The following is an 18,373-nucleotide window of genomic DNA, read 5'->3' as shown; positions in this document are numbered from 1 at the left end:
CCGATGACCAACCCGATTTCGACCCGCAAGCATGGCGACGTGCTGATCATCCTGTCGAACAACCCGCCGGTGAACGCACTTTCCGCGGCGGTGCGGGAGGGATTGGTGGCGGCGATCGAGCAGGCGGAGGCGGACGATGGCGTCAATGCCGTCGTGATCGCCTGCGAAGGCCAGACATTTTTCGCCGGCGCCGACGTCGCCGAATTCGGCACGCCCAAGGCATTCCAGCAGCCGATGCTGCCGCAGGTCGTCGACCAGATCGAAGCTTGCACCAAGCCGGTGGTCGCGGCGATCCACGGGACGGCGCTCGGCGGCGGGCTCGAGGTTGCGCTGAGCTGCCATTACCGGGTTGCCGACCCGACGGCGAAGCTTGGCACGCCGGAGGTCAAGCTCGGCCTGCTTCCGGGCGCTGGCGGGACGCAGCGGCTGCCCCGCGTCGCCGGCGTCGAAAAGGCGCTGCGGATGTGCGCCACCGGAGCGCCGATCGGTGCCAGGGAAGCGCAGGAATGCGGGTTGGTCGACCGGCTGGTCGAAGGCGATCTGATCCAGCATGCCGTCGCTTACGCGGAAGAAGTGAAAGGCGTCCGACCGATCCGCAAGGCCTCGGAGCGGCAGGATCGGGTCGAGAATATCGACCCCTCGGTGTTCGACGAGTTCCTCAAGGCCAACGGCCGCAAGTTCCGCGGCTTCGACGCGCCGATGAAGAACATCGAAGCGGTGCGGATCGCGACGCAAAAGCCTTATGCCGAGGGTGTGCTCGACGAACGCAAGCTGTTCATGGAGCTGATGAGCGGCGGGCAGGCCAAGGCCCAGCAATATTTCTTCTTCGCGGAGCGCAAAGCGGCGAAGATCGACGATATCCCTGAGGACACCCGGCCGCGCGACATCAAGCGCGTCGGCGTAATCGGCGCCGGGACGATGGGCGGCGGAATCTCGATGAATTTCCTTTCCGCCGGAATCCCCGTGACCATCGTCGAAATGGGACAGGAAGCGCTCGACCGCGGCGCCGGCGTGATGCGCAAGAATTACGAATCGAGCGCTGCGAGGGGCCGGTTCACGCCCGAACAGGTCGAAAGGGCGATGGGTCTGCTCAACCCGACGCTCGATTTCGATGCGCTTGCCGAATGCGACCTCATCATCGAGGCAGTTTATGAGAATATGGACGTTAAGAAGGAGGTGTTCGGCCGCCTCGACAAGATCGCCAAGCCAGGCGCCATCCTCGCGTCCAACACCAGCTATCTCAACATCGATGAGATCGCCGCCTCTACCTCGCGCCCGCAGGACGTCGTGGGCCTCCACTTCTTCTCCCCGGCCAACGTGATGAAGCTGCTGGAAGTCGTGCGCGGCGCAAAGACCGCGCCAGATGTGCTGCTGACCGCGATGCAACTGGCCAAGCGGATCAAGAAGGTCGCGGTCGTCGCCGGAGTCTGTCACGGTTTCATCGGCAACCGGATGCTGATGCCGCGCCAGGTGGAAGCGATGAAGCTGCTGCTTGAAGGTGCGACGCCCGAACAGGTTGACCGGGTGCACGTCGAGTTCGGGATGCCGATGGGCCCGTTCCAGATGGCCGACCTCGCCGGCGTGGACATCGGCTGGCATCGCGACCCCAACCGCATCGAAAGCCTGCGCGACGCGCTCTGCTCGATCGAGCGTTGGGGCCAGAAAAAGGGTGCCGGTTTCTACGACTATGACGAGAAGCGCCGTCCGAGCCCGTCGCCGGTGGTGCAGGAGATCATCGAGAAGTTCGCCGCTGAAAAGGGCGTCGAGCGCCGCGAGATCACCGACCAGGAAATCGTCGAGCGCACGCTCTACCCGATGGTCAACGAAGGCGCGAAGATCCTGGAGGAAGGCATGGCCCAGCGCGCGTCCGACATCGATGTGGTGTGGGTCTATGGTTACGGCTGGCCGGTCTATCGCGGCGGACCGATGCACTGGGCCGACGCGGAGGGGCTGACCAAGATCGTCGATGGTTTGAAGCGCCAGGAAGAGCGAATGAAGCCGGACTTCAGCTTCTCGAAACTGCTGCTCGACAAGGCAGCCGACGGATCGAAGTTTACCCGCGGCTAGGGCGGGCGCGAACCTTTCGCGGCGGCGCGACGTTCATCGCCTGCATCGGCAGGAGATCACGCGATGGACAGGATGACCGATACCGCCCCTCATGCGGTGCCCGTGCGGCGCTATTCGAACGTGGCCGTCGCCTTCCACTGGGTGACGGTGGTGCTCGTCCTGCTCCAGATCTGGCTTGGGTTCAGCTTCGGCGCCGCCGAGGGCGCGGCGCGCGGCAACCTGTTTACGTGGCACAAGACCACGGGCGCGGTGATCCTGCTGCTCACGCTGGCGCGGCTGACCTACCGGATCAGTAACCCGCCGCCCCCGCTCCCCGACGACTTGTCACGGTGGGAGCGGTTCGCGGCGGTGTGGAACCATCGCTTGTTCTACATCCTGCTGCTGGCGCTTCCCGTCGGTGGGTTGATCGCGGTGTCGGCGCGCGCGACCGGGCCGACCACGCCGCTGATCGGCGGAGTGCCGCTGCCGGTGCTGCCGGGCGTGCCGAAGTCGATTGGCGAACTGGCCGGCGAGGCGCACGAGCTGGCCGCCTTCGCGCTCATCGCACTGATTGTCATCCACTTCCTCGCGGCGATGAAGCACCAGTTCATCGACAAGGCCGCCTCGGCCGGGCGGATGCCGCCGTTCCAGCCGCCGCACCACGAACCGGTGGTTATCGGGCAGGGCGGCCAGACGGAGTGGGAAGAACGCTAAGCATCGCGCCGGCAATTGCGGCGAGAATGGCGCTGACGATGAACGTCGTCGCGGCGCCTTCGCGGTCCCACAAGAGCCCGGCGCCGACGCTTGCGAGCAGGGTCGCGACTCCGGTGACGAAGTAGAAGGCGCCGAAGCTGGTGCCCCTTAAGTGTTCCGGCGCGCTGTCGGCGATCATCCGCGCGAAAATGCCTTGGGTCAAAGCCATGTGCGCGCCCCACAGCAGGACGCCGACACCCAGCCCGGCCAGGCCCCAGTCGCCGGCCAGCACCAGATTGCCGGCGACCAGCAGGCCGATCCCGGCGAGCAAAATCCCGCGCGGCGACCAATGGTCGCTAAGCGCGCCGGCAGGATAGGCAAGCGCCAGGAAACCGACGTTGAACCCGACCAGCGCAAGCGGCGAGAGTGCGGCCGACAACCCCAGCTCCATCCCGCGAAGGATCAGGAAGCTCTCGGAAAAGCGGGCGAGCATGAACAGGAAGCCGATGGCGAGCAGCCGCACGGTCGCGGGCCGAAGCTCGCGGAAGCCGCCGAAGAAGCTTTTTGCGCCGCCGCTTGCGGACCGGTGCTCGGGCTCGCGCAAGGCAATCACGATCAGCAGGACCGAAGCGGCAGCCGGAATCGCCGCGATCCAGAAGACCAGCCGGATGTTGCCGGCCAGCAGGAACATCAGCGCGATTGCGGCCAGCGGTGCAATCACGGCGCCGACGGTGTCCAGCGCCTGCCGCAAGCCAAAGGCGCGGCCGCGGATTTCCGGCGGCGTCTCGTCGGCGATCATCGCATCGCGCGGGGAGCCGCGGATGCCCTTGCCGACGCGGTCCGAAAAGCGGGCGATCATCACCGCGGCCCCGCTGGCCGCAATTGCGAACAGGGGCTTGGACAAAGCGGCAAGGCCGTAGCCGGCGAGGATCCACGGCTTACGGCGGCGGCTTCGGTCGGAAAGCCGGCCCGAAGCGAGTTTGCCGAACGACGCGGTCGCTTCGGCAACGCCGTCGATGGCGCCGAGCGCCGCCGCCGGCAGCCCAAGCGTCACAGTGACGAACACCGGCAGCAGCGAATGGTAGATTTCGCTCGAAAGGTCGGTCAGCAGGCTTACGAAGCCGAGTACCCACACGGTACGGGGCAGGGGCGGGCGCGGTCGTGGCTGCACGCCTCGTCAATGCGGGGAGCGAAGCGGCGACGCAATCCGGTTTTGCGTCGCAAAGGCGAATGCAACTTGACACAAGCAACTGTGCTGATGTTCAAACACTTGCGATGCAGCAAGTGTTCTTGAACCCGCACTCGCCCGCCGCGCTGGCGTCCCGCTTCGCTCGGGCGGCGCAGCGCTGGCTTCCCGACGGACCCGCCGAGCGCGCCGATACCGCGCGCCGCAAGCTGCTCAACGCAATCGTGGAGCGTGAACCGGCGACCTTGAACGAGGTCGCCGACGCCCTTGGCCGCGGCGCTCCGGCGGTAAGCCGCTCGGTCGACACGATGGTGCGCGCCGGCCTGGTCGAACGACAGCCCGATCCGGACCATCGTCGCCGCCTGGCGCTGCGGCTGACGGACAGCGGCCGCGACAAGCTTGCCGAAGGCGGCGATCCCAGCGGCGCGCTGACCGAAAAGCTGGCCCGCCTCGCCCAAAGCGAACTCCGCGCCGTAGAACGCGCCATCGAGATCCTCGAACGCGGGCTCTAGCCCGGGCGCCCTGCTGCGTTGCAGCATCGGCGATTCTGGGCTAGGGGCGCCGCTTACTTTTTCCAGGAAAAATCAATGAACCTGCGCAACGTCGCGATTATCGCGCACGTCGATCATGGCAAGACGACCCTCGTCGATCAGCTTTTCCGCCAGTCCGGCACCTTCCGCGACAACCAGCGCGTCGAAGAGCGGGCGATGGATTCCAACGACCTGGAGAAAGAGCGCGGGATCACCATTCTCGCCAAGTGCACCTCGGTCGAGTGGACTCCGCCGGGTGGCGAGACCATCCACATCAACATCGTCGACACGCCCGGCCACGCCGATTTCGGGGCCGAGGTCGAACGCATCCTTTCCATGGTCGACGGCGTCATCCTGCTCGTCGACGCCGCCGAAGGCCCGATGCCGCAGACCAAATTCGTCACCGGCAAGGCGCTTGCGCTCGGCCTCAAGCCGATCGTCGTCGTCAACAAAATCGACCGCCCCGACGCGCGCCCGGCCGAAGTGCTGGACGAAGTGTTCGAGCTGTTCCTCAACCTCGAGGCGAGCGACGAGCAGCTCGACTTCCCCGTGCTCTACGCCTCGGGCCGCGCCGGTTATGCGGGCAAGGAAGATACCGTCCGTGACGGCGACCTGACGCCGATGTTCGAAACCATCGTCAGCCACGTGCCGGCGCCGGGGCTCGACCCCAAGGCCGAGTTCAAGATGCTCGCGACGTTGCTTGATCGCGATGCCTTCCTGGGACGTATCCTGACCGGCCGAATCGAAAGCGGCACGCTGACCACCAACATGCCGATCAAAGCGATCGACGTCGACGGCAACGTCGTCGAGGAAGGCCGCGCGACCAAGGTCTTCGCCTTCCGCGGGCTCGAGCGCGTGCCGGTCGAAAGTGCCGAAGCGGGCGAGATCGTCGCCATTGCCGGACTGATCAAGGCGACGGTGTCCAACACCTTTGCCGAGCCGTCGGTGACCGAGCCGCTGCACGCCCGCCCGATCGATCCGCCGACGCTGGCGATGAGCTTTTCGGTCAACGACAGTCCCTATGCGGGCCGCGACGGCGACAAGGTGCAAAGCCGAGTCATCCGTGAACGCCTGGAGCGCGAGGCCGAAGGCAATGTCGCGATCCGGGTCTCGGTCGCGGCGGACAACGACAGCTACGAAGTCGCCGGCCGTGGTGAGCTGCAGCTTGGCGTGGTGATCGAGACCCTCCGCCGCGAAGGCTTCGAATTGTCGATCAGCCGCCCGCGCGTGCTGTTCCGCGACGGCCCCAACGGCCGCGAGGAGCCCTATGAAACCGTCGTCATCGACGTCGACGACGAATTCAGCGGGACGGTTATCGACAAGATGGCGGTGCGCAAGGCGGAGATGACCGACATGCGCCCGTCCGGCGGCGGCAAGACGCGCCTAACCTTCTCCGCGCCCTCGCGCGGGCTGATCGGCTATCACGGCGAATTCCTGTCCGACACGCGCGGCACCGGCATCATGAACCGATTGTTCGAGAAGTACGGTCCCTACAAAGGCCAGATCACCGGCCGCCAGAACGGCGTCCTTATCTCGATGGAAAAGGGCAAGGCGGTCGCTTACGCGCTGAACGCGCTGGAAGATCGCGGCATCCTCTTCATCTCGCCCGGCGACGACCTTTACGAAGGCATGGTCATCGGTGAGAACGCGAAAATCCACGACCTTGAGGTCAACCCCTTAAAGTCGAAGCAGCTCACCAACTTCCGCGCCAGCGGCCCCAAGGACGAAGGCATTCGCCTGACCCCGCCGCGCCGTATGACTCTGGAGCAGGCAATCGCTTACATTCAGGACGACGAGCTGGTCGAGGTGACCCCCAAGGTCATCCGCATCCGCAAGCGCTTCCTCGACCCGCACGAACGCAAGCGCAACGCCCGGAAGATGGAAGCCGCCTAGGCTCCATCCGCGGCGGCGATCAGGTCAGGCGCGCGACGCCCGGTTTTTCCTGAAGATCGCGAACAGGATCAGCAGGAAGGCCAGCAGCCGGAACAGGTAGATCGCGCCGCGTTCCTCGGTGGGCAGGTTGGCGAGCGCCTGGATCGTCTGGCCGGTGCCGAGCAGTGCGAAGGCCAAAGCGAAGGCGACGAACAGCGAATCGCCCGTGCGCCGCCAGAAGCGGAGGAACAGCAGGCCGCACATCAGGAAGCCGAACGCGGCAGCGCCGGCGAGGAACTGGTACACCGTCAGCACGTCATTCATCGGCGTTTTCCCAGACAAAGCCCCAGATCAGCGCGGCGCCGGCGGCGACTGCAAATGACACGCGGACAATGCGCAGGTCGAGTTGCGGCAACAGCAGCAGGTCGACGACCAGCACCAGGTTATTCGCCGCCAGCAACACGAAGCAGATGCAGCTCCAGAGCAGCAGCCGCATCCCGCTTCGCGCATAGCCGCGGCCAAGCAGCCATGCGCAAGCCGCGCTGGTCAGCAGGCAGAGCAAATAGACGACAGTCGGAAATAGCTCCCCCATGCCTAGTCCTTCTTCAGCTTGAACGCGTCGGCAAAGGCCGTCGCATTGCTCCGCTTCGCCGAGACTATCGCTCGACGAACCGCGTTCGGCCGGGCCCGGTAGAGGCTTTCGAGGCCGTCGACGTTGCTCGCGGCATTGCCGCCGATCGGCAAATATCGAGCACCATTCGGGTCCATTGAGACCAGTCCGGCAGCGACCAGGGCGTCGAGCGCATTTGCAACGACGAGGTCGCTTGCACGCAGGTGCGACACCAATTCATCGGTCCCCCACGTCCGCGCTTCCGATTTCAGCAAAAGCAGCAACTCGAGCGCCCAAACCGAAGGCAAACTTGCCGCAGCAAATTCCAGCAGGTCGTGGTCCGATGCGGTCACGGGTGGGCGGCAGCTTGTCCTGGGAGCATGAGGCCCTCTAGCCGGGGTTATGGACCGCCCGCAAGGAAGCTTGGCCACGAAAAGCGGCACGGGACCGCGGGCAACGCGTTATCCAGGACATGGACCGGGAAGATGAAGTCGAAAATCCCTCGCGGACTGAGCTCGCGGAGGACCGCACCATCCTGGCCAATGAGCGAACCTTCGCCGGATGGATGCGAACGAGCCTGGCCTGCGTCGCGCTGGGCGTCGGCTTCCTCGCCTTGTACCAGAAGATCGAACCTGGCTGGGTCCCGCGGAGCATTGCTTCCGGTTTCCTGATGCTGGCGATCGTCGTCATTGTCGCGGCCGAGCGGCGAGCGGCGGCAGTCATGAAAAAGCGCAGCGCCCACGTCATCATGGCGGCGAAGGCGATGAACCTCAAATTGTTGGCGGCAGCGGTGTCGATCGGCGCGGTCGCATTGATTGTCGCCAGCTGGGTGGTCGACTTCCGCTAGACGTCAGTTGCTCCAGTTCGCCAGGACGGTCCGGGTGCGCGGGTCTTCGACCGCGACATGGTCGATGTCGGCCGACACGATGCAGTCGGGCGGTGCGTTGGCGCTGACCGGCCGGCAGAGGATTACCCGGCCGTCGGGTCCCTGGCGAAGGCGCCCGGCGAGCACCAGATCATACCCCAGTTCCGACGGCGAATTGTCGGCCGCGAGGATGCTGACGGCTTCGTAGGCGCGGCCGTCACGCCGCCCCATCCGCGAGTCCCGGTCGGTGAAGAACCGGCCGATCCCGATCCGCTGGAAGGCCGGGGGAGCCGCAGCCGGCTTCGATTCCCGGGCCGCCGGCTTTTGTTTCGCTTCGTCCAGGGTCGAATCCACCGCCGCTGGCTCCGGCGATTGCGGTGAAACCATTGGACAGCTTGCCGCCAGCAGCCACGGCCGCGGCAACCAGAACCCTTCCACGGCTTCGACCCCGTCGCCCGCCGCTCCCGCGACGACCGGGTCGTCAAGGGTCAGGGTCGGTGCTGCGCGGAGCCGCAAGGTCCGGTCGGCTTCGTCGAAACGAATCGAGAAGGCCTTCGCGCCGGCCGTTCCTAGGTCGGCCTTGCAGCCAAAGCGAAGGCGCAATTCGACCGCTTGCCCGTCGAGCTCACGCTGACCGGCGCGGTCGTCCTGGCCGAGCGCGGCGGCGCTCGCCGCCTGGGCGACTCTTGCGAGAAGCCCGGCCCGGTCCATTGGCGGTTCGACCGCGGGCAAGGGCGAACTTGGCGGCGGTGCCTCGACCGCATTCTGGCGCGGTTGCTCGTCGGTCGGCTGCTGGCATCCGGCGATTGCCAGCGCAGCCGCCAACGTCGCCCACCCGGCCAGCCGCTTGTCGAAGAACCGCATCGGCGAACGTTAGCATGAATGGGCTCAATAGCGACATCGGCCGCCCTGAAACTTGCGTCCACTGTCGGCAACGCCCCATAGGGCCCGCATGACGATCAGCCAGATTATCACCTTGTTGGTGCTGCTTGCGGTCGTCGGGGCGTTGATCTGGGACAAGGTCCGCGCCGATGTCGTGGCTTTGACCGGGGCTGCCTTCCTGCTGATGACCGGCGTGGTTCGCCCGGTCGAAGTGCAAAGCGCGTTCGCCAGCCCGGCGATCGTAGCCCTGGCGTCGCTGTTCGTCATTGCCTACGCGATGGAGCTGGCCGGCCTGCTGGACGAAGCGATCCACCGCGTGACCGCGCTTTGCCGAAGGATCGGCACCGCCGGGCTGTGGGTGCTGATCGTCATCGCCGGCGCCGCGTCATCGCTGCTCAACAATACACCGATCGTCGTTCTTAGCGCGCCAGTCGTCCGGGACGTTGCGAAGTCGCTTGGCAAATCGCCCAAATGCTATCTGATCCCGCTGTCCTACGCCGCGGTCCTGGGCGGCTGTTGCACGTTGATCGGCACCTCGACCAACCTGCTGGTCAACGACATGGCTGCCGTCGCCGGCCAGCCGCGTTTCGGGATTTTTGAGATCACGCCGGTGGGGCTGATCGTCGCCATCGTCGGCGGGATCTACCTGTTCCTGTTCAGCAAGCGGCTGGTGAAGGCCGGTCCCGTCAATTCGGAAGAGGACACCGAGGAAGCGACCCGGCAGGTCGAGGATTTCCGCGAGCCGGGCCTTGCCGGTGGGCTGGTCGGCACCGCGCAACCGTTCGCCAAGCAGACCAAGCTTCGCCCCGGCGCGGCGCTGATTTCGTCGCTGGTGTTCCTCGCGGTCGTCACTTTGGCGACGTTTAACGTGGCGCCGATTGCCGCTTGCGCCTTCGCCGGGGCGGTGCTGCTGATCCTGTTGCGGGTAATCACCGCCGACCAGGCCTATCAAGGGCTTCGTCCCGAAGTGCTAATGCTCATCGCCGGCATGGTCGTGCTTGGCATTGCGCTCGACGAAACCGGGCTCGCCAATGCCGCGACCAAAATCCTGATCGGGTCGATGGACGGGATGAGCCCGCTGCTGGCGCTGGTCATTCTTTACGGCGTGACCTTGTTCGCGACCGAAGTGCTCTCGAATGCAACGGTCGCCGTGCTGTTCACGCCGATTGCGGTGTCGATTGCGGAAGCCTTCTCCGTCAGCCCGCGCCCGTTCCTGGTCGCGGTGATGATCGCCGCAAGCGCCGCCTTCGCGACTCCGTTCGGTTACCAGACGAACGTCCTCGTCTATCAGATGGGCGGATACAGCTACCTCGACTTCATCAAGGTGGGGATTCCGCTGAACCTGATCACCTGGGCGGCCGCGGTTGTCGCCATCCAGATGTATTTTCCCTTCTAGTTGCGGGTCGCAGCGGCGGGGCGGATGACGGCGCCGATCGCGGCTATCCGCTCGACGTCGGCATAAGCGGGCTGGTCAAGCTCTTCGCCAAACACGTCCGGATCAAGATCTTCCACCGTCAGCGAAGCGCCCGCGGCGGCGCAATCCTGAGCCAGTGCTTCGATCAGCGGGGCGGCGTCGGCGGTGAAGGCCGCGCCGGTGTAGAGCAGCATCGTCGAGCCGTTGGCGATCGCCTGCCGTGCCCATTCGAGCGCGACCGCGCCGCCCAGCAGGTCACCCCCATCGCGGTATGCGCGCTTGGCGGGATCGATCAGGTAGGGCGGGTTGGCAACGACGAGATCGGCGGGCGGAATCCGGTCGCTTTCGACGAGCTGGGCATCGATCCCAGCCGCGGCAGCGTTGACGGCGGCGAGTTCCAGCGCGGCCGGATTGACGTCGACAAGCGTCAGACGGGCGCCCCGCAGCAGCCGCGCTGCGACGATCCCTCCGGCACCGCTGCCGGCGCCCATGTCGACGATGCTCGTCGCAAGGGTGGGCAAGGCCGGGATGGCCGACTTCAGGAAGCGCGCGAAGCGATAGGTGTCAGGGCCGAAAAAGACCGAATCCGCGCGCTCGGTCGGGAATGCGGAGTGGACGAACAGGTCGGCGTCTAAGCTGGCGACGCGGACCTTGCTCCCCAACTTTCCGCTGGTTTCGCCGAGCGCTCCAGCCTGTTCGAGCAGCTCCAGCAGGTCGGCGGGCAAATGCTGCCGATCGAATGGCCGGCTCCAGCCGAAGATGTCGCGCAAGGTCGCGGGACCGTCCCACGGTCGCTCAAGCACGCGCCGATGCGTCAGCGGCGTTATTGCGGTGAACTGGTAATCGCGCTGCCGGAGCCGCTCCAGAAGCTCCCCAAGCGGGGTCACCACAAGTCGCGGCGATATCGCTCGAAGCAGCGCGCCCCGCAGGTCAGGCGGATCAGCGCCCCCTCGGCAATGGCGACGGCGCGGCGCGGGTCCTCGGCGACGGCGGGTGCGATCGCTTCCGCGTTCCAAGCCTCGCTATGCTTGATGTCGAGCGTCGCATGGAGGTCGAAATAGGTGCGTACCTTGGGCGGCTGGCCCAGCCGCTTGAGACCTGCGGCGACCGCGGCCGAGCGTTCCGGAGCGGTCAGTTCGATCGCGCCAAGTGCGCCGACCGAATGCCAGGCATAGTCGCGGCGGGTCGCCATCGCCGTCATCGCATTGGCCAGCGCCAGGCTTTCGCCCGCCGTGCCTTCGATGGTGGGCTCAAGCCCCAGCGCGTCGACCAGGCGGTCGAGCATCGGCCCATGCATCCCCTTGGGATTGCCGCGGCCCATTTCGTCCCAGTAATTGCGCGCCAGCTCCAGCTTGACCCGCGGCGGGAGCTTGACCTGAGTCAGCGCCGTGAGGTCGTCGAAACCTGCTTCGCCCGCCGCTTCCTGCGTCAGGAACCAGCGCATCTCGTCAAGCGACGCCGTTTCGGCGAGCCACGGGAACAAGGCATCGCCTTGTCCTGGACCGGTATCCGTGAGGTCTTCGAACCAGGCGATGAAGCCATCCGGGTCGCGCGGGGCGGTCGCTGCACGGCCGCGGATTTCGTCGCGCAACGCCTCAATGAAGCGGCCCTCTAGGCGAAGCATCCGCGCCTCGCGGTCGATCGCGGCGTCCCAGTCCGTTGCCGGAAAGGCGGGTTCCAACCGGTCGTGGTTCCACTGGGCCAGCTCTTGCTGAACCGCATCGCTCATTATGTCGGGGTTGTCGGCTTTTGCCGGCCACTGAAAAATCGTTGCCATATGGAACTGGAAACCGCGCGGAGTGGGCGTCGGTTCCCGCGGCTGGCCTAAAGCCGGTGAGGTAGCTGGGTCAGGCGCCCTCGGCCATGTCGATGATCTTGCGCCATTCTTCCGCCCTGACCGGAGCGACCGACAAGCGCGACTGGCGGATCAGCTCCATCTTCGCCAGCGACGGCTCCGCCTTGATCGCCGCCAGCGTGACCGGACCCAGCGGCCGCACCGGCTCGACCCGCACGCAGACCCAGTCCTGGTCTTTCGGGTCGGGCTGCGCCTCGCGGACGATACGCATGATCCCGACGACCGCCTTGTCGCTCATGCTGTGATAGAAAAAGGCCTCGTCCCCGGTCTTCATCGCCTTGAGGTGAAGCCGCGCCGCATTGTTGCGCACGCCATCCCACTCGGTCGCGCCATCGGCGACAAGCTGGTCCCAGCTGTAGCTCGAAGGCTCCGATTTCATCAGCCAATATGCCATCGCCGACGCCTAGCCTCAGACGTGCCAGCACGAAAGTGCCCGGCGCTAGGGTTTGGCCTCGACCAGCCTGGCGCCGCCGTCGGGCCGATCCACCAGTTGCCAGCCGGGGGCGAGCGTCAGCGCGCCTGCTTCGAGCGGAAGCGAAGCATAAGCCATGCTGAAGTCGGCGAGGACGCGGATGTAGCCGCCGCGAACAGTGATCGACCCGAACCGGTCGCGCAGGGTGAGTGATCGGTAGATCGTCGACCCATCCGGCGCGACGCTGACTCCGTTCGGGTCGAAATCGAAGCCCGCCTGGCGCAGCGGGAGGGCGAGGGCGCGGCCCGGCGCCGTCGCGGCGAGCGCCCGGTTGAGCTGGGCGGTCCGGGCAGCGCTTTTCGCATATTCCTGCGCCCAGATGTCCGCGCCTCCATAGGCGGCGCGGTCCTGGGTGCGCGCAGCCTTGACCGGCATCAGGTCGGGAAGGTCGGCGCCGCTGTCCAGCTGCCTGCGCCAGCCGAGCCGCAAATCGTCCAGCAGCAGGCCCCAGGCCGGGCCGCTGACATAAGCGAAGGTGCGGCTTAGCGACGGCCTCTCGGCGCCTCCGCGCAATTCCTTGAGCGCCAGCTCGGCTGGTTCGCCGGACAGGCGGATCCCGGTGTAGTTGGCCAACCCTTCGCTTCGCATCTGGTCGCGCTCGGACTCGGCGGCGGCGCGGTCCGAACGCAAGCGCTGCGCGCGAAAGGCCAAGGCCTGCGCGATGTGCCGCCGCCGTGCGGCGCCCTTCGAACCTAGGGCCTTGGCCAAGGCGTTCCATTCCAGGCGGATGAGGTAGCGACCAACCGCGTCGTCGAGATGGGCCGCCATCTTGCTCGCGCCGCCAAATCCCAGGGCCTTCGCGTGGACATGAAAGGCTTCGTGGAACAGCAGCGCGGTCCGGCTTGCCTCCGCTTGGGGAAGCGGGGCGAGGACCATGACCCAGGTTTCGCCACCCCATTCGAGCGAGGAATTGGCGCGGTTGGGGGGTAGCGGCCCGGGCGCCGGCTTAGAGGCCTGATATTCGCTGGTCGCGGGGTCGATCACCACCACCGGCGCGCACAGCGATCGGCCCCATAGAAACTTCCCCTTCGCCGCGCAGGTGCGCAAGAAGGGCTCGTCCTTCAGCAAGGGCGCCTGCGCGGACGCGGGGGTCGCCCACTGGACTGCGCCCACAAGGATGATGGCTGTCAATCGCCGCATGTGCTTCACTCCGTCAGCTATGCCGCGCAACTTGGACGCCCATTGTACCGGGAGTGTTTCGGCCATGTGTCGAGATGGGCCGCGCGGACATCAACGCGATACACTCGGGGGCGATAGCGCGACGGTGCCCGCACAAGCGAAAATCCTGGTGGTCGACGACGACGACAGCGTTCGCGACGCGATCGCCTCCTATCTCCAGGCCCACGATTATTGCGTGGAGGCCGCGGACGGCGCGGCGGCGCTCGACGCGGCGCTGGCGCGCACCGCATTCGACCTCGTCATTCTCGACGTGATGATGCCCGGCGAGGACGGGCTGCAGATTTGCCGCCGGTTGCCGGCCGGTTCGCCGCCGGTGCTGATGCTGAGCGCGCTCGGTGACGTGACCGACCGGATCGTCGGGCTCGAGCTCGGCGCTTCCGATTATCTGGCCAAGCCCTTCGACCCGCGCGAATTGCTGGCGCGAATTAAGGCGCTGCTTCGGCGCACGCCGAGCTTAGGCGAGGAGCCGGCACGCCTCGCATTCGACGGCTGGCGCCTGGACCTCGAAGAGCGGCGCCTGATTGCGCCGGGCGGGGCCGAAGTCGCGCTTACAGCCGGGGATTTTCGGCTGCTCCGCGCCTTCGTCGAGCGGCCGGGGCGATTGCTTACGCGGCAGCTGTTGATCGACCTTGCCCGCGATGGCTCCGCGGAGCCGTTCGACCGCGCCATCGACCTGGCGGTCAGCCGGTTGCGGCGCAAGCTGGAGAGCGCTGCACCGGGCGGCGCCGCGCTGATCGAAACGCTTCGCGGCGACGGCTATCGGTTCCGCGCCGCGGTGCGCCGGCTGTGACTCGAAATTGGCCGCTTGGCGCGCAGGTCGGCGGCCTGTTGCTGGGCGCGCTCCTGATCGTGCTGGCGACGAGTTTCGCGGTGGTTCTGCTGACGCCCTCGCCGGAGCCGCGTCGGATGACCGTGCGCGACGTTGCGGCAGCCCTGGCCAGGCCGGAGCGAGCACGCGATCTCGGCATCGACATTCGCGCTTCGGTTGACCGCCCGCCGGGCGCCGAAAGCACGTTGGTGTCCTCGGCCCTCGGCAAGGCGCTTGGCGGAAAATCGACAACCTGGGCGTCGTGGCTGGAGCAACCCGGGCAGGTCGCGGCTGCGGACGGCCAGACCGTGATGACCATCGCCGGGCAGGACACCGTCGTCGATGCACGCCCCGGCGGGTTCGTCCTCCGTTCGGGCAGCGTCGCGACGGTCGCCGCCGATGCGCCGCTGCCTCTATTTGTCGCCGCCGTTCGCCAGCCCGACGGGCAGTGGCTGGTCGCGAGCCCGCGCCGGCCGTTCATGGAACCGTGGCGGCAGCGGATGCTGATGGCGTTCCTGCTGAGCGCCTGCCTGCTGGCGCCAATCGGCTGGTGGGTCGCGCGGCGCCTCGTCCGACCGATCCGTGAACTTGCCGCTGCCGCGGACGGAATCCAGCTGGCGTCGCCCTTGGCGGTTCCGATGGGCGGTCCGCCCGAAGTTCGGGCCGTTGCTAGCGCGATGCAGACGATGCACCAGCGCCTGGCCGCAGAGGCGGAAGAGCGGACTCGAATGTTCGCCGCCATCGCGCACGATCTGAAAACTCCGCTGACCGGAATTCGAATCCGGGCGGAATCGGTCGCGGAGCCGCTGCGGACCCGGATCATCGACGATGTCGAGCGCGTGAGCACCATGACCCGCCAGTTGCTTGACTATGCGCGCGGCGCCTCGGCTGCGGTCGAGCGGCAGGTGATCGCCCTGCATGACCTGGTCCGGGATATCGCAGAGGATTTCGTCGCCCGGGGGTTGCCGGTGCGCGTCTTTGGGACCGTTCCCGCTGCCATCGTGCTTGGGGATCCGCAGGGGCTCCGCGGTGCGATCGAGAACCTCGTCGACAACGCCGTGCGCTACGGCGACGGCGCGGAACTGCGGCTTGCGACAGACGGCGATGGCGCGACGGTCGAGGTGCGCGACAACGGCCCCGGTGTGCCCGCCGACGCGCTTGGCGGGATCGTCGAGCCGTTCCGGCGGCTGGAACCGTCCCGAAGCGAAACGACCGGCGGCAGCGGCCTTGGCCTTGCCATCGTTGCCGCGGTCGCTGCCCGGCATGGGGGCAAGCTGATTCTCGGTAATCGGCGAAAAGGCGGCTTTTCGGCCAAACTGCGACTTCCGCTCCATCGCGGTTAGTGCGGTTAGCCGAGTGGCTGGGGCGATGAAACGCAGACAATCAATTCCGTTCCGCCGCCCACCGCTTCGCTGGCTCCGTTCATCGCGAGAAGCTTTGATCTTCCAATAAGTTAACATATCTGGGCTTCAGAAATTAAGAGCGAGGCCGACAGCGCGTTAGACGCGAAGGCCCGGGCAAGACGGAAGACACATGGCCAGCGAGGCGCGACGCGCCGGGGTTCAAGTCGACCGCCAATATAGAGAGAGCGAATTGGGCAAACTTCTGGGGAGCCGCGGCGCGTCCGCGGTACTGGGTTTCTTTGCACTCGTGCTGACCCCGACCGACGCGTCGGCGCAGGCAGTGCAGGCGGTTTCGGCAACGACCGCGGTCAACGCCGGATCGATCGACACCACGGCGACGCCGCTGGGTAAGTCGACCCCGCCGGTCGTGGCCGCCATTGGCAAGGCCGTGACGAGCGGTGCGGCGACCGTTTCTGCCGCGCTCACCACGGTCCTGGCCGGCCACTCGAAGCCGCCGGCCGGGACGCTTACCGCCAAGCCGGAAATCGCTCGCGAGGCCGCCTGGCTCTATGCCAACGGCTGGCCGCCCGTTTCGCTGGTGGAGCGTTACGCCAACGCCAGCGGCCCGGCTCTCGACGAGCAGGCCAATTGCATCGCGGTTGCCGTCTATCACGAAGCTCGCGGTGAATCGGTCGAAGGCCAGCTTGCCGTCGCCCGTGTGATCATGAACCGTGCCGCGTCGGGCAAGTATCCTGCCAGTTGGTGTGGCGCGGTGAAGCAGCCGTGGCAGTTCTCGTTCGTCAATCCGCGGACCGGCGAATTTCCCTACACCGACATGAATTCCAATAGCTGGCGCAAGGCCGTTGCGGTGACCCGGTTGGCGGTCAGCAACGCCATCCCGACGCTGTCGAACGACGTGCTTTGGTACCATGCCGATTATGTCGCGCCGTCGTGGGGCCGCCGCCTCACCCGCGTCAATAAGATCGGCACGCACATCTTCTACCGCGCCTAATCGACGCCCTGACTCTCCTATCGCTCGGTTCGGCGTAAATCCCGTTTAGAGGGGATTCGCGCCGAACCTTGTTTGGCGCAGCCTCCTCCCGTGGCCCGCAGCGGCCGCTTGGAGAGACCAAGGTGTTGAAAATCCTAGTCGTCGAGGACGACGTCCAGCTTGCCACAACGATCAAATATCTGGTCGAGGATAACCCCCGATATTATGTCGTCGCCACCGCCGAGGATGCGGATACCGCGATCGACGCCGCCGAACGGCACCAGCCGCACATCGCCCTCGTCGATCTTCACCTTGCCAACGGCTCGACCGGCTTTGCCGTGGCGGCGCGGCTCCAGCAGCTCGATGTGCCCTGCCTGTTCGTCAGCGGGAAGGCGCCAAGCTTCCCGATGCCGGACCTGGCGCTCGGCTGCCTGACCAAGCCGTTCACCGCCGAGGACGTGCACCGCGCGCTGTCGCTGGCGGAAGACAAGTTGCGGGGGCGCGAGGCGTTGCGCATGAAGTTGCCGCTCAATCTCAAAATGTATGGAGATGACGAAGCGAAGGCGGATACGCCCGGCTTCATCCCCTCACGGCCGTCGCTGCGGACTCGCTTCGAACATTGGATCTCGGCGCTCTAGGCGTCGGCTGCAGTGTCCGCGACACCCAGTTTCCGGAAGTAAGCGATCGTCTTGTCGAGGCCCTCATCGAGCGGCATCCGCGGCTCCCAGCCCAACTGCTCGCGCGCCCGGGTAATGTCGGGCTGGCGCTGGCGCGGGTCGTCGGAGGGAAGCTCCAGATATTCGACCGGTTGGTTGGTCCCCGTCTTGCCGATGACCTTGTCGGCAAGCTCCCGCACCGTCATCTCGTTGGGGTTGCCAAGGTTGATCGGGCCGGTGATTTCCTTGGGTGAGTTCATCAGCCGGATCAGCCCGTCGATCAAATCGTCGACGTAGCAGAAGCTGCGCGTCTGGCTGCCGTCGCCATAGACGGTGATTGGCTTGCCCTGCAGCGCATGGACGATGAAGTTCGACACGACACGGCCGTCGTTGGGGTGCATCCGCGGGCCGTAGGTGTTGAAGATGCGCGCCACCTTGATGCTCAGGCCCAGCTGGCGGTGGTAATCGAAGAAGAGGGTTTCGGCGCACCGCTTGCCTTCGTCGTAGCAACTGCGCTGCCCGATCGGGTTGACGTGGCCCCAGTAATCCTCGGTCTGCGGGTGCATTTCGGGATCGCCGTACACTTCGCTGGTCGACGCCTGCAGGATCGGCACGTTCAGCCGTTTGGCGAGGCCCAGCATATTGATCGCGCCATGCACGCTGGTCTTCGTCGTCTGGATCGGGTCGTGCTGGTAGTGGATCGGCGAAGCCGGGCAGGCGAGATTGTAGATTGCGTCGACCTCCACATAGAGCGGGAAGGTGACGTCGTGGCGCATGAACTCGAAATTCGGGTTGTCGAGCAGGTGCGCGATGTTTCGGCGGGTGCCGGTGAAGAGATTGTCGACGCACAGCACTTCGTGACCGCTTTCCAGCAATCGCTCGCATAGATGCGAGCCGAGGAAGCCGGCGCCGCCGGTGACGAGTACGCGCTTGTGCTGTTCGTAAGGCATGGCTGGCGCGGGTAGCCGTTC

At 66.2% G+C, this 18,373-nt stretch carries 20 protein-coding genes; 10 read left to right on the top strand and 10 right to left on the bottom strand.

What is annotated here, in order from left to right; translation table 11 throughout:
• Positions 1-3: 3 nt before the first annotated feature.
• Together G7078_RS09710 and G7078_RS09705 are read left to right on the top strand one after the other, a co-directional pair.
• The gene (locus G7078_RS09710) at positions 4-2,067 is read left to right on the top strand and encodes a 3-hydroxyacyl-CoA dehydrogenase NAD-binding domain-containing protein (RefSeq protein ID WP_166095496.1); all 2,064 of its coding nucleotides are present in this window, start codon (positions 4-6) and stop codon (positions 2,065-2,067) included.
• Between the two features lie 63 nt (positions 2,068-2,130).
• Positions 2,131-2,760, top strand: coding sequence for a cytochrome b (locus G7078_RS09705; protein WP_166095493.1), 630 nt, complete (start codon positions 2,131-2,133; stop codon positions 2,758-2,760).
• On the opposite strand, the gene G7078_RS09700 is transcribed toward G7078_RS09705, so the two are convergent.
• Positions 2,720-3,874, bottom strand: a complete 1,155-nt coding sequence (locus G7078_RS09700; protein WP_206367448.1) for an MFS transporter — start codon at positions 3,872-3,874, stop codon at positions 2,720-2,722. The two genes, G7078_RS09705 and G7078_RS09700, sit on opposite strands and share 41 nt — an antisense overlap.
• Positions 3,875-4,014: 140 nt before the next feature.
• Between G7078_RS09700 and G7078_RS09695 the strand changes: the two genes are divergently transcribed.
• Together G7078_RS09695 and typA are read left to right on the top strand one after the other, a co-directional pair.
• Positions 4,015-4,437 (top strand): MarR family winged helix-turn-helix transcriptional regulator, encoded by a 423-nt coding sequence (locus G7078_RS09695; RefSeq protein ID WP_166095488.1) that lies wholly within the window; start codon positions 4,015-4,017, stop codon positions 4,435-4,437.
• Positions 4,438-4,512: 75 nt separating this feature from the next.
• Positions 4,513-6,348: a translational GTPase TypA gene (typA, locus tag G7078_RS09690; protein WP_166095486.1), complete on the top strand. Its 1,836-nt coding sequence runs from the start codon at positions 4,513-4,515 to the stop codon at positions 6,346-6,348.
• 24 nt (positions 6,349-6,372) lie between these two features.
• Here typA and G7078_RS09685 read toward each other — a convergent pair whose 3' ends face one another.
• Genes G7078_RS09685 through G7078_RS09675 form a run of 3 tightly spaced genes read right to left on the bottom strand, consistent with a single transcriptional unit; the run spans position 6,373 to position 7,290 of the window.
• Positions 6,373-6,651, bottom strand: coding sequence for a DUF5985 family protein (locus G7078_RS09685; RefSeq protein ID WP_246166353.1), 279 nt, complete (start codon positions 6,649-6,651; stop codon positions 6,373-6,375).
• Positions 6,644-6,919, bottom strand: a complete 276-nt coding sequence (locus G7078_RS09680; protein ID WP_166095484.1) for a DUF5985 family protein — start codon at positions 6,917-6,919, stop codon at positions 6,644-6,646. The genes G7078_RS09685 and G7078_RS09680 overlap by 8 nt, the downstream gene beginning before the upstream one ends.
• 2 nt (positions 6,920-6,921) lie before the next feature.
• The gene (locus G7078_RS09675; protein ID WP_166095481.1) at positions 6,922-7,290 is read right to left on the bottom strand and encodes a hypothetical protein; all 369 of its coding nucleotides are present in this window, start codon (positions 7,288-7,290) and stop codon (positions 6,922-6,924) included.
• 119 nt (positions 7,291-7,409) lie between these two features.
• Between G7078_RS09675 and G7078_RS09670 the strand changes: the two genes are divergently transcribed.
• The gene (locus tag G7078_RS09670) at positions 7,410-7,784 is read left to right on the top strand and encodes a YidH family protein (protein ID WP_166095479.1); all 375 of its coding nucleotides are present in this window, start codon (positions 7,410-7,412) and stop codon (positions 7,782-7,784) included.
• 3 nt (positions 7,785-7,787) lie between these two features.
• On the opposite strand, the gene G7078_RS09665 is transcribed toward G7078_RS09670, so the two are convergent.
• Positions 7,788-8,666 carry a hypothetical protein gene (locus G7078_RS09665; protein ID WP_166095477.1) on the bottom strand — a complete coding sequence of 293 codons (879 nt, stop codon included), beginning with the start codon at positions 8,664-8,666 and terminating at the stop codon, positions 7,788-7,790.
• Between the two features lie 88 nt (positions 8,667-8,754).
• Here G7078_RS09665 and G7078_RS09660 point away from each other — a divergent pair, with 88 nt between their 5' ends.
• Positions 8,755-10,080 carry an SLC13 family permease gene (locus G7078_RS09660; protein ID WP_166095475.1) on the top strand — a complete coding sequence of 442 codons (1,326 nt, stop codon included), beginning with the start codon at positions 8,755-8,757 and terminating at the stop codon, positions 10,078-10,080.
• On the opposite strand, the gene G7078_RS09655 is transcribed toward G7078_RS09660, so the two are convergent.
• From G7078_RS09655 to G7078_RS09640, 4 genes are all read right to left on the bottom strand, one after another.
• The gene (locus G7078_RS09655; RefSeq protein WP_166095472.1) at positions 10,077-10,988 is read right to left on the bottom strand and encodes a methyltransferase; all 912 of its coding nucleotides are present in this window, start codon (positions 10,986-10,988) and stop codon (positions 10,077-10,079) included. The genes G7078_RS09660 and G7078_RS09655 overlap by 4 nt on opposite strands.
• Entirely contained in the window at positions 10,982-11,875 is an 894-nt protein-coding gene (locus G7078_RS09650) for an iron-containing redox enzyme family protein (RefSeq protein ID WP_166095469.1), read from the bottom strand. Before G7078_RS09650 ends, G7078_RS09655 begins: the two co-directional genes overlap by 7 nt.
• Positions 11,876-11,945: 70 nt before the next feature.
• The gene (locus G7078_RS09645) at positions 11,946-12,347 is read right to left on the bottom strand and encodes an EVE domain-containing protein (protein ID WP_166095467.1); all 402 of its coding nucleotides are present in this window, start codon (positions 12,345-12,347) and stop codon (positions 11,946-11,948) included.
• A 45-nt stretch (positions 12,348-12,392) separates the two neighbouring features.
• A complete protein-coding gene (locus G7078_RS09640) occupies positions 12,393-13,565 on the bottom strand; it encodes a hypothetical protein (protein WP_166095464.1) in 1,173 nt (390 codons plus the stop codon).
• A gap of 124 nt (positions 13,566-13,689) precedes the next feature.
• On the opposite strand from G7078_RS09640, the gene G7078_RS09635 reads away from it, so the two are divergent.
• From G7078_RS09635 to G7078_RS09620, 4 genes are all read left to right on the top strand, one after another.
• Positions 13,690-14,394 (top strand): response regulator, encoded by a 705-nt coding sequence (locus G7078_RS09635; RefSeq protein WP_166095462.1) that lies wholly within the window; start codon positions 13,690-13,692, stop codon positions 14,392-14,394.
• Positions 14,391-15,755: a HAMP domain-containing sensor histidine kinase gene (locus G7078_RS09630; protein WP_166095459.1), complete on the top strand. Its 1,365-nt coding sequence runs from the start codon at positions 14,391-14,393 to the stop codon at positions 15,753-15,755. Before G7078_RS09635 ends, G7078_RS09630 begins: the two co-directional genes overlap by 4 nt.
• Positions 15,756-15,945: 190 nt before the next feature.
• Positions 15,946-16,767 carry a cell wall hydrolase gene (locus G7078_RS09625; RefSeq protein ID WP_166095456.1) on the top strand — a complete coding sequence of 274 codons (822 nt, stop codon included), beginning with the start codon at positions 15,946-15,948 and terminating at the stop codon, positions 16,765-16,767.
• A gap of 122 nt (positions 16,768-16,889) precedes the next feature.
• Positions 16,890-17,384: a response regulator gene (locus G7078_RS09620; RefSeq protein ID WP_166095454.1), complete on the top strand. Its 495-nt coding sequence runs from the start codon at positions 16,890-16,892 to the stop codon at positions 17,382-17,384.
• On the opposite strand, the gene G7078_RS09615 is transcribed toward G7078_RS09620, so the two are convergent.
• Entirely contained in the window at positions 17,381-18,352 is a 972-nt protein-coding gene (locus tag G7078_RS09615; RefSeq protein ID WP_166095452.1) for a UDP-glucuronic acid decarboxylase family protein, read from the bottom strand. The genes G7078_RS09620 and G7078_RS09615 overlap by 4 nt on opposite strands.
• Positions 18,353-18,373 lie beyond the last annotated feature (21 nt).

Origin of the sequence: Sphingomonas sinipercae (assembly GCF_011302055.1) — a bacterium.
In the GTDB taxonomy this organism is placed as follows: domain Bacteria; phylum Pseudomonadota; class Alphaproteobacteria; order Sphingomonadales; family Sphingomonadaceae; genus Sphingomicrobium; species Sphingomicrobium sinipercae.
This window is presented reverse-complemented; position numbering and strand designations above follow the sequence as displayed.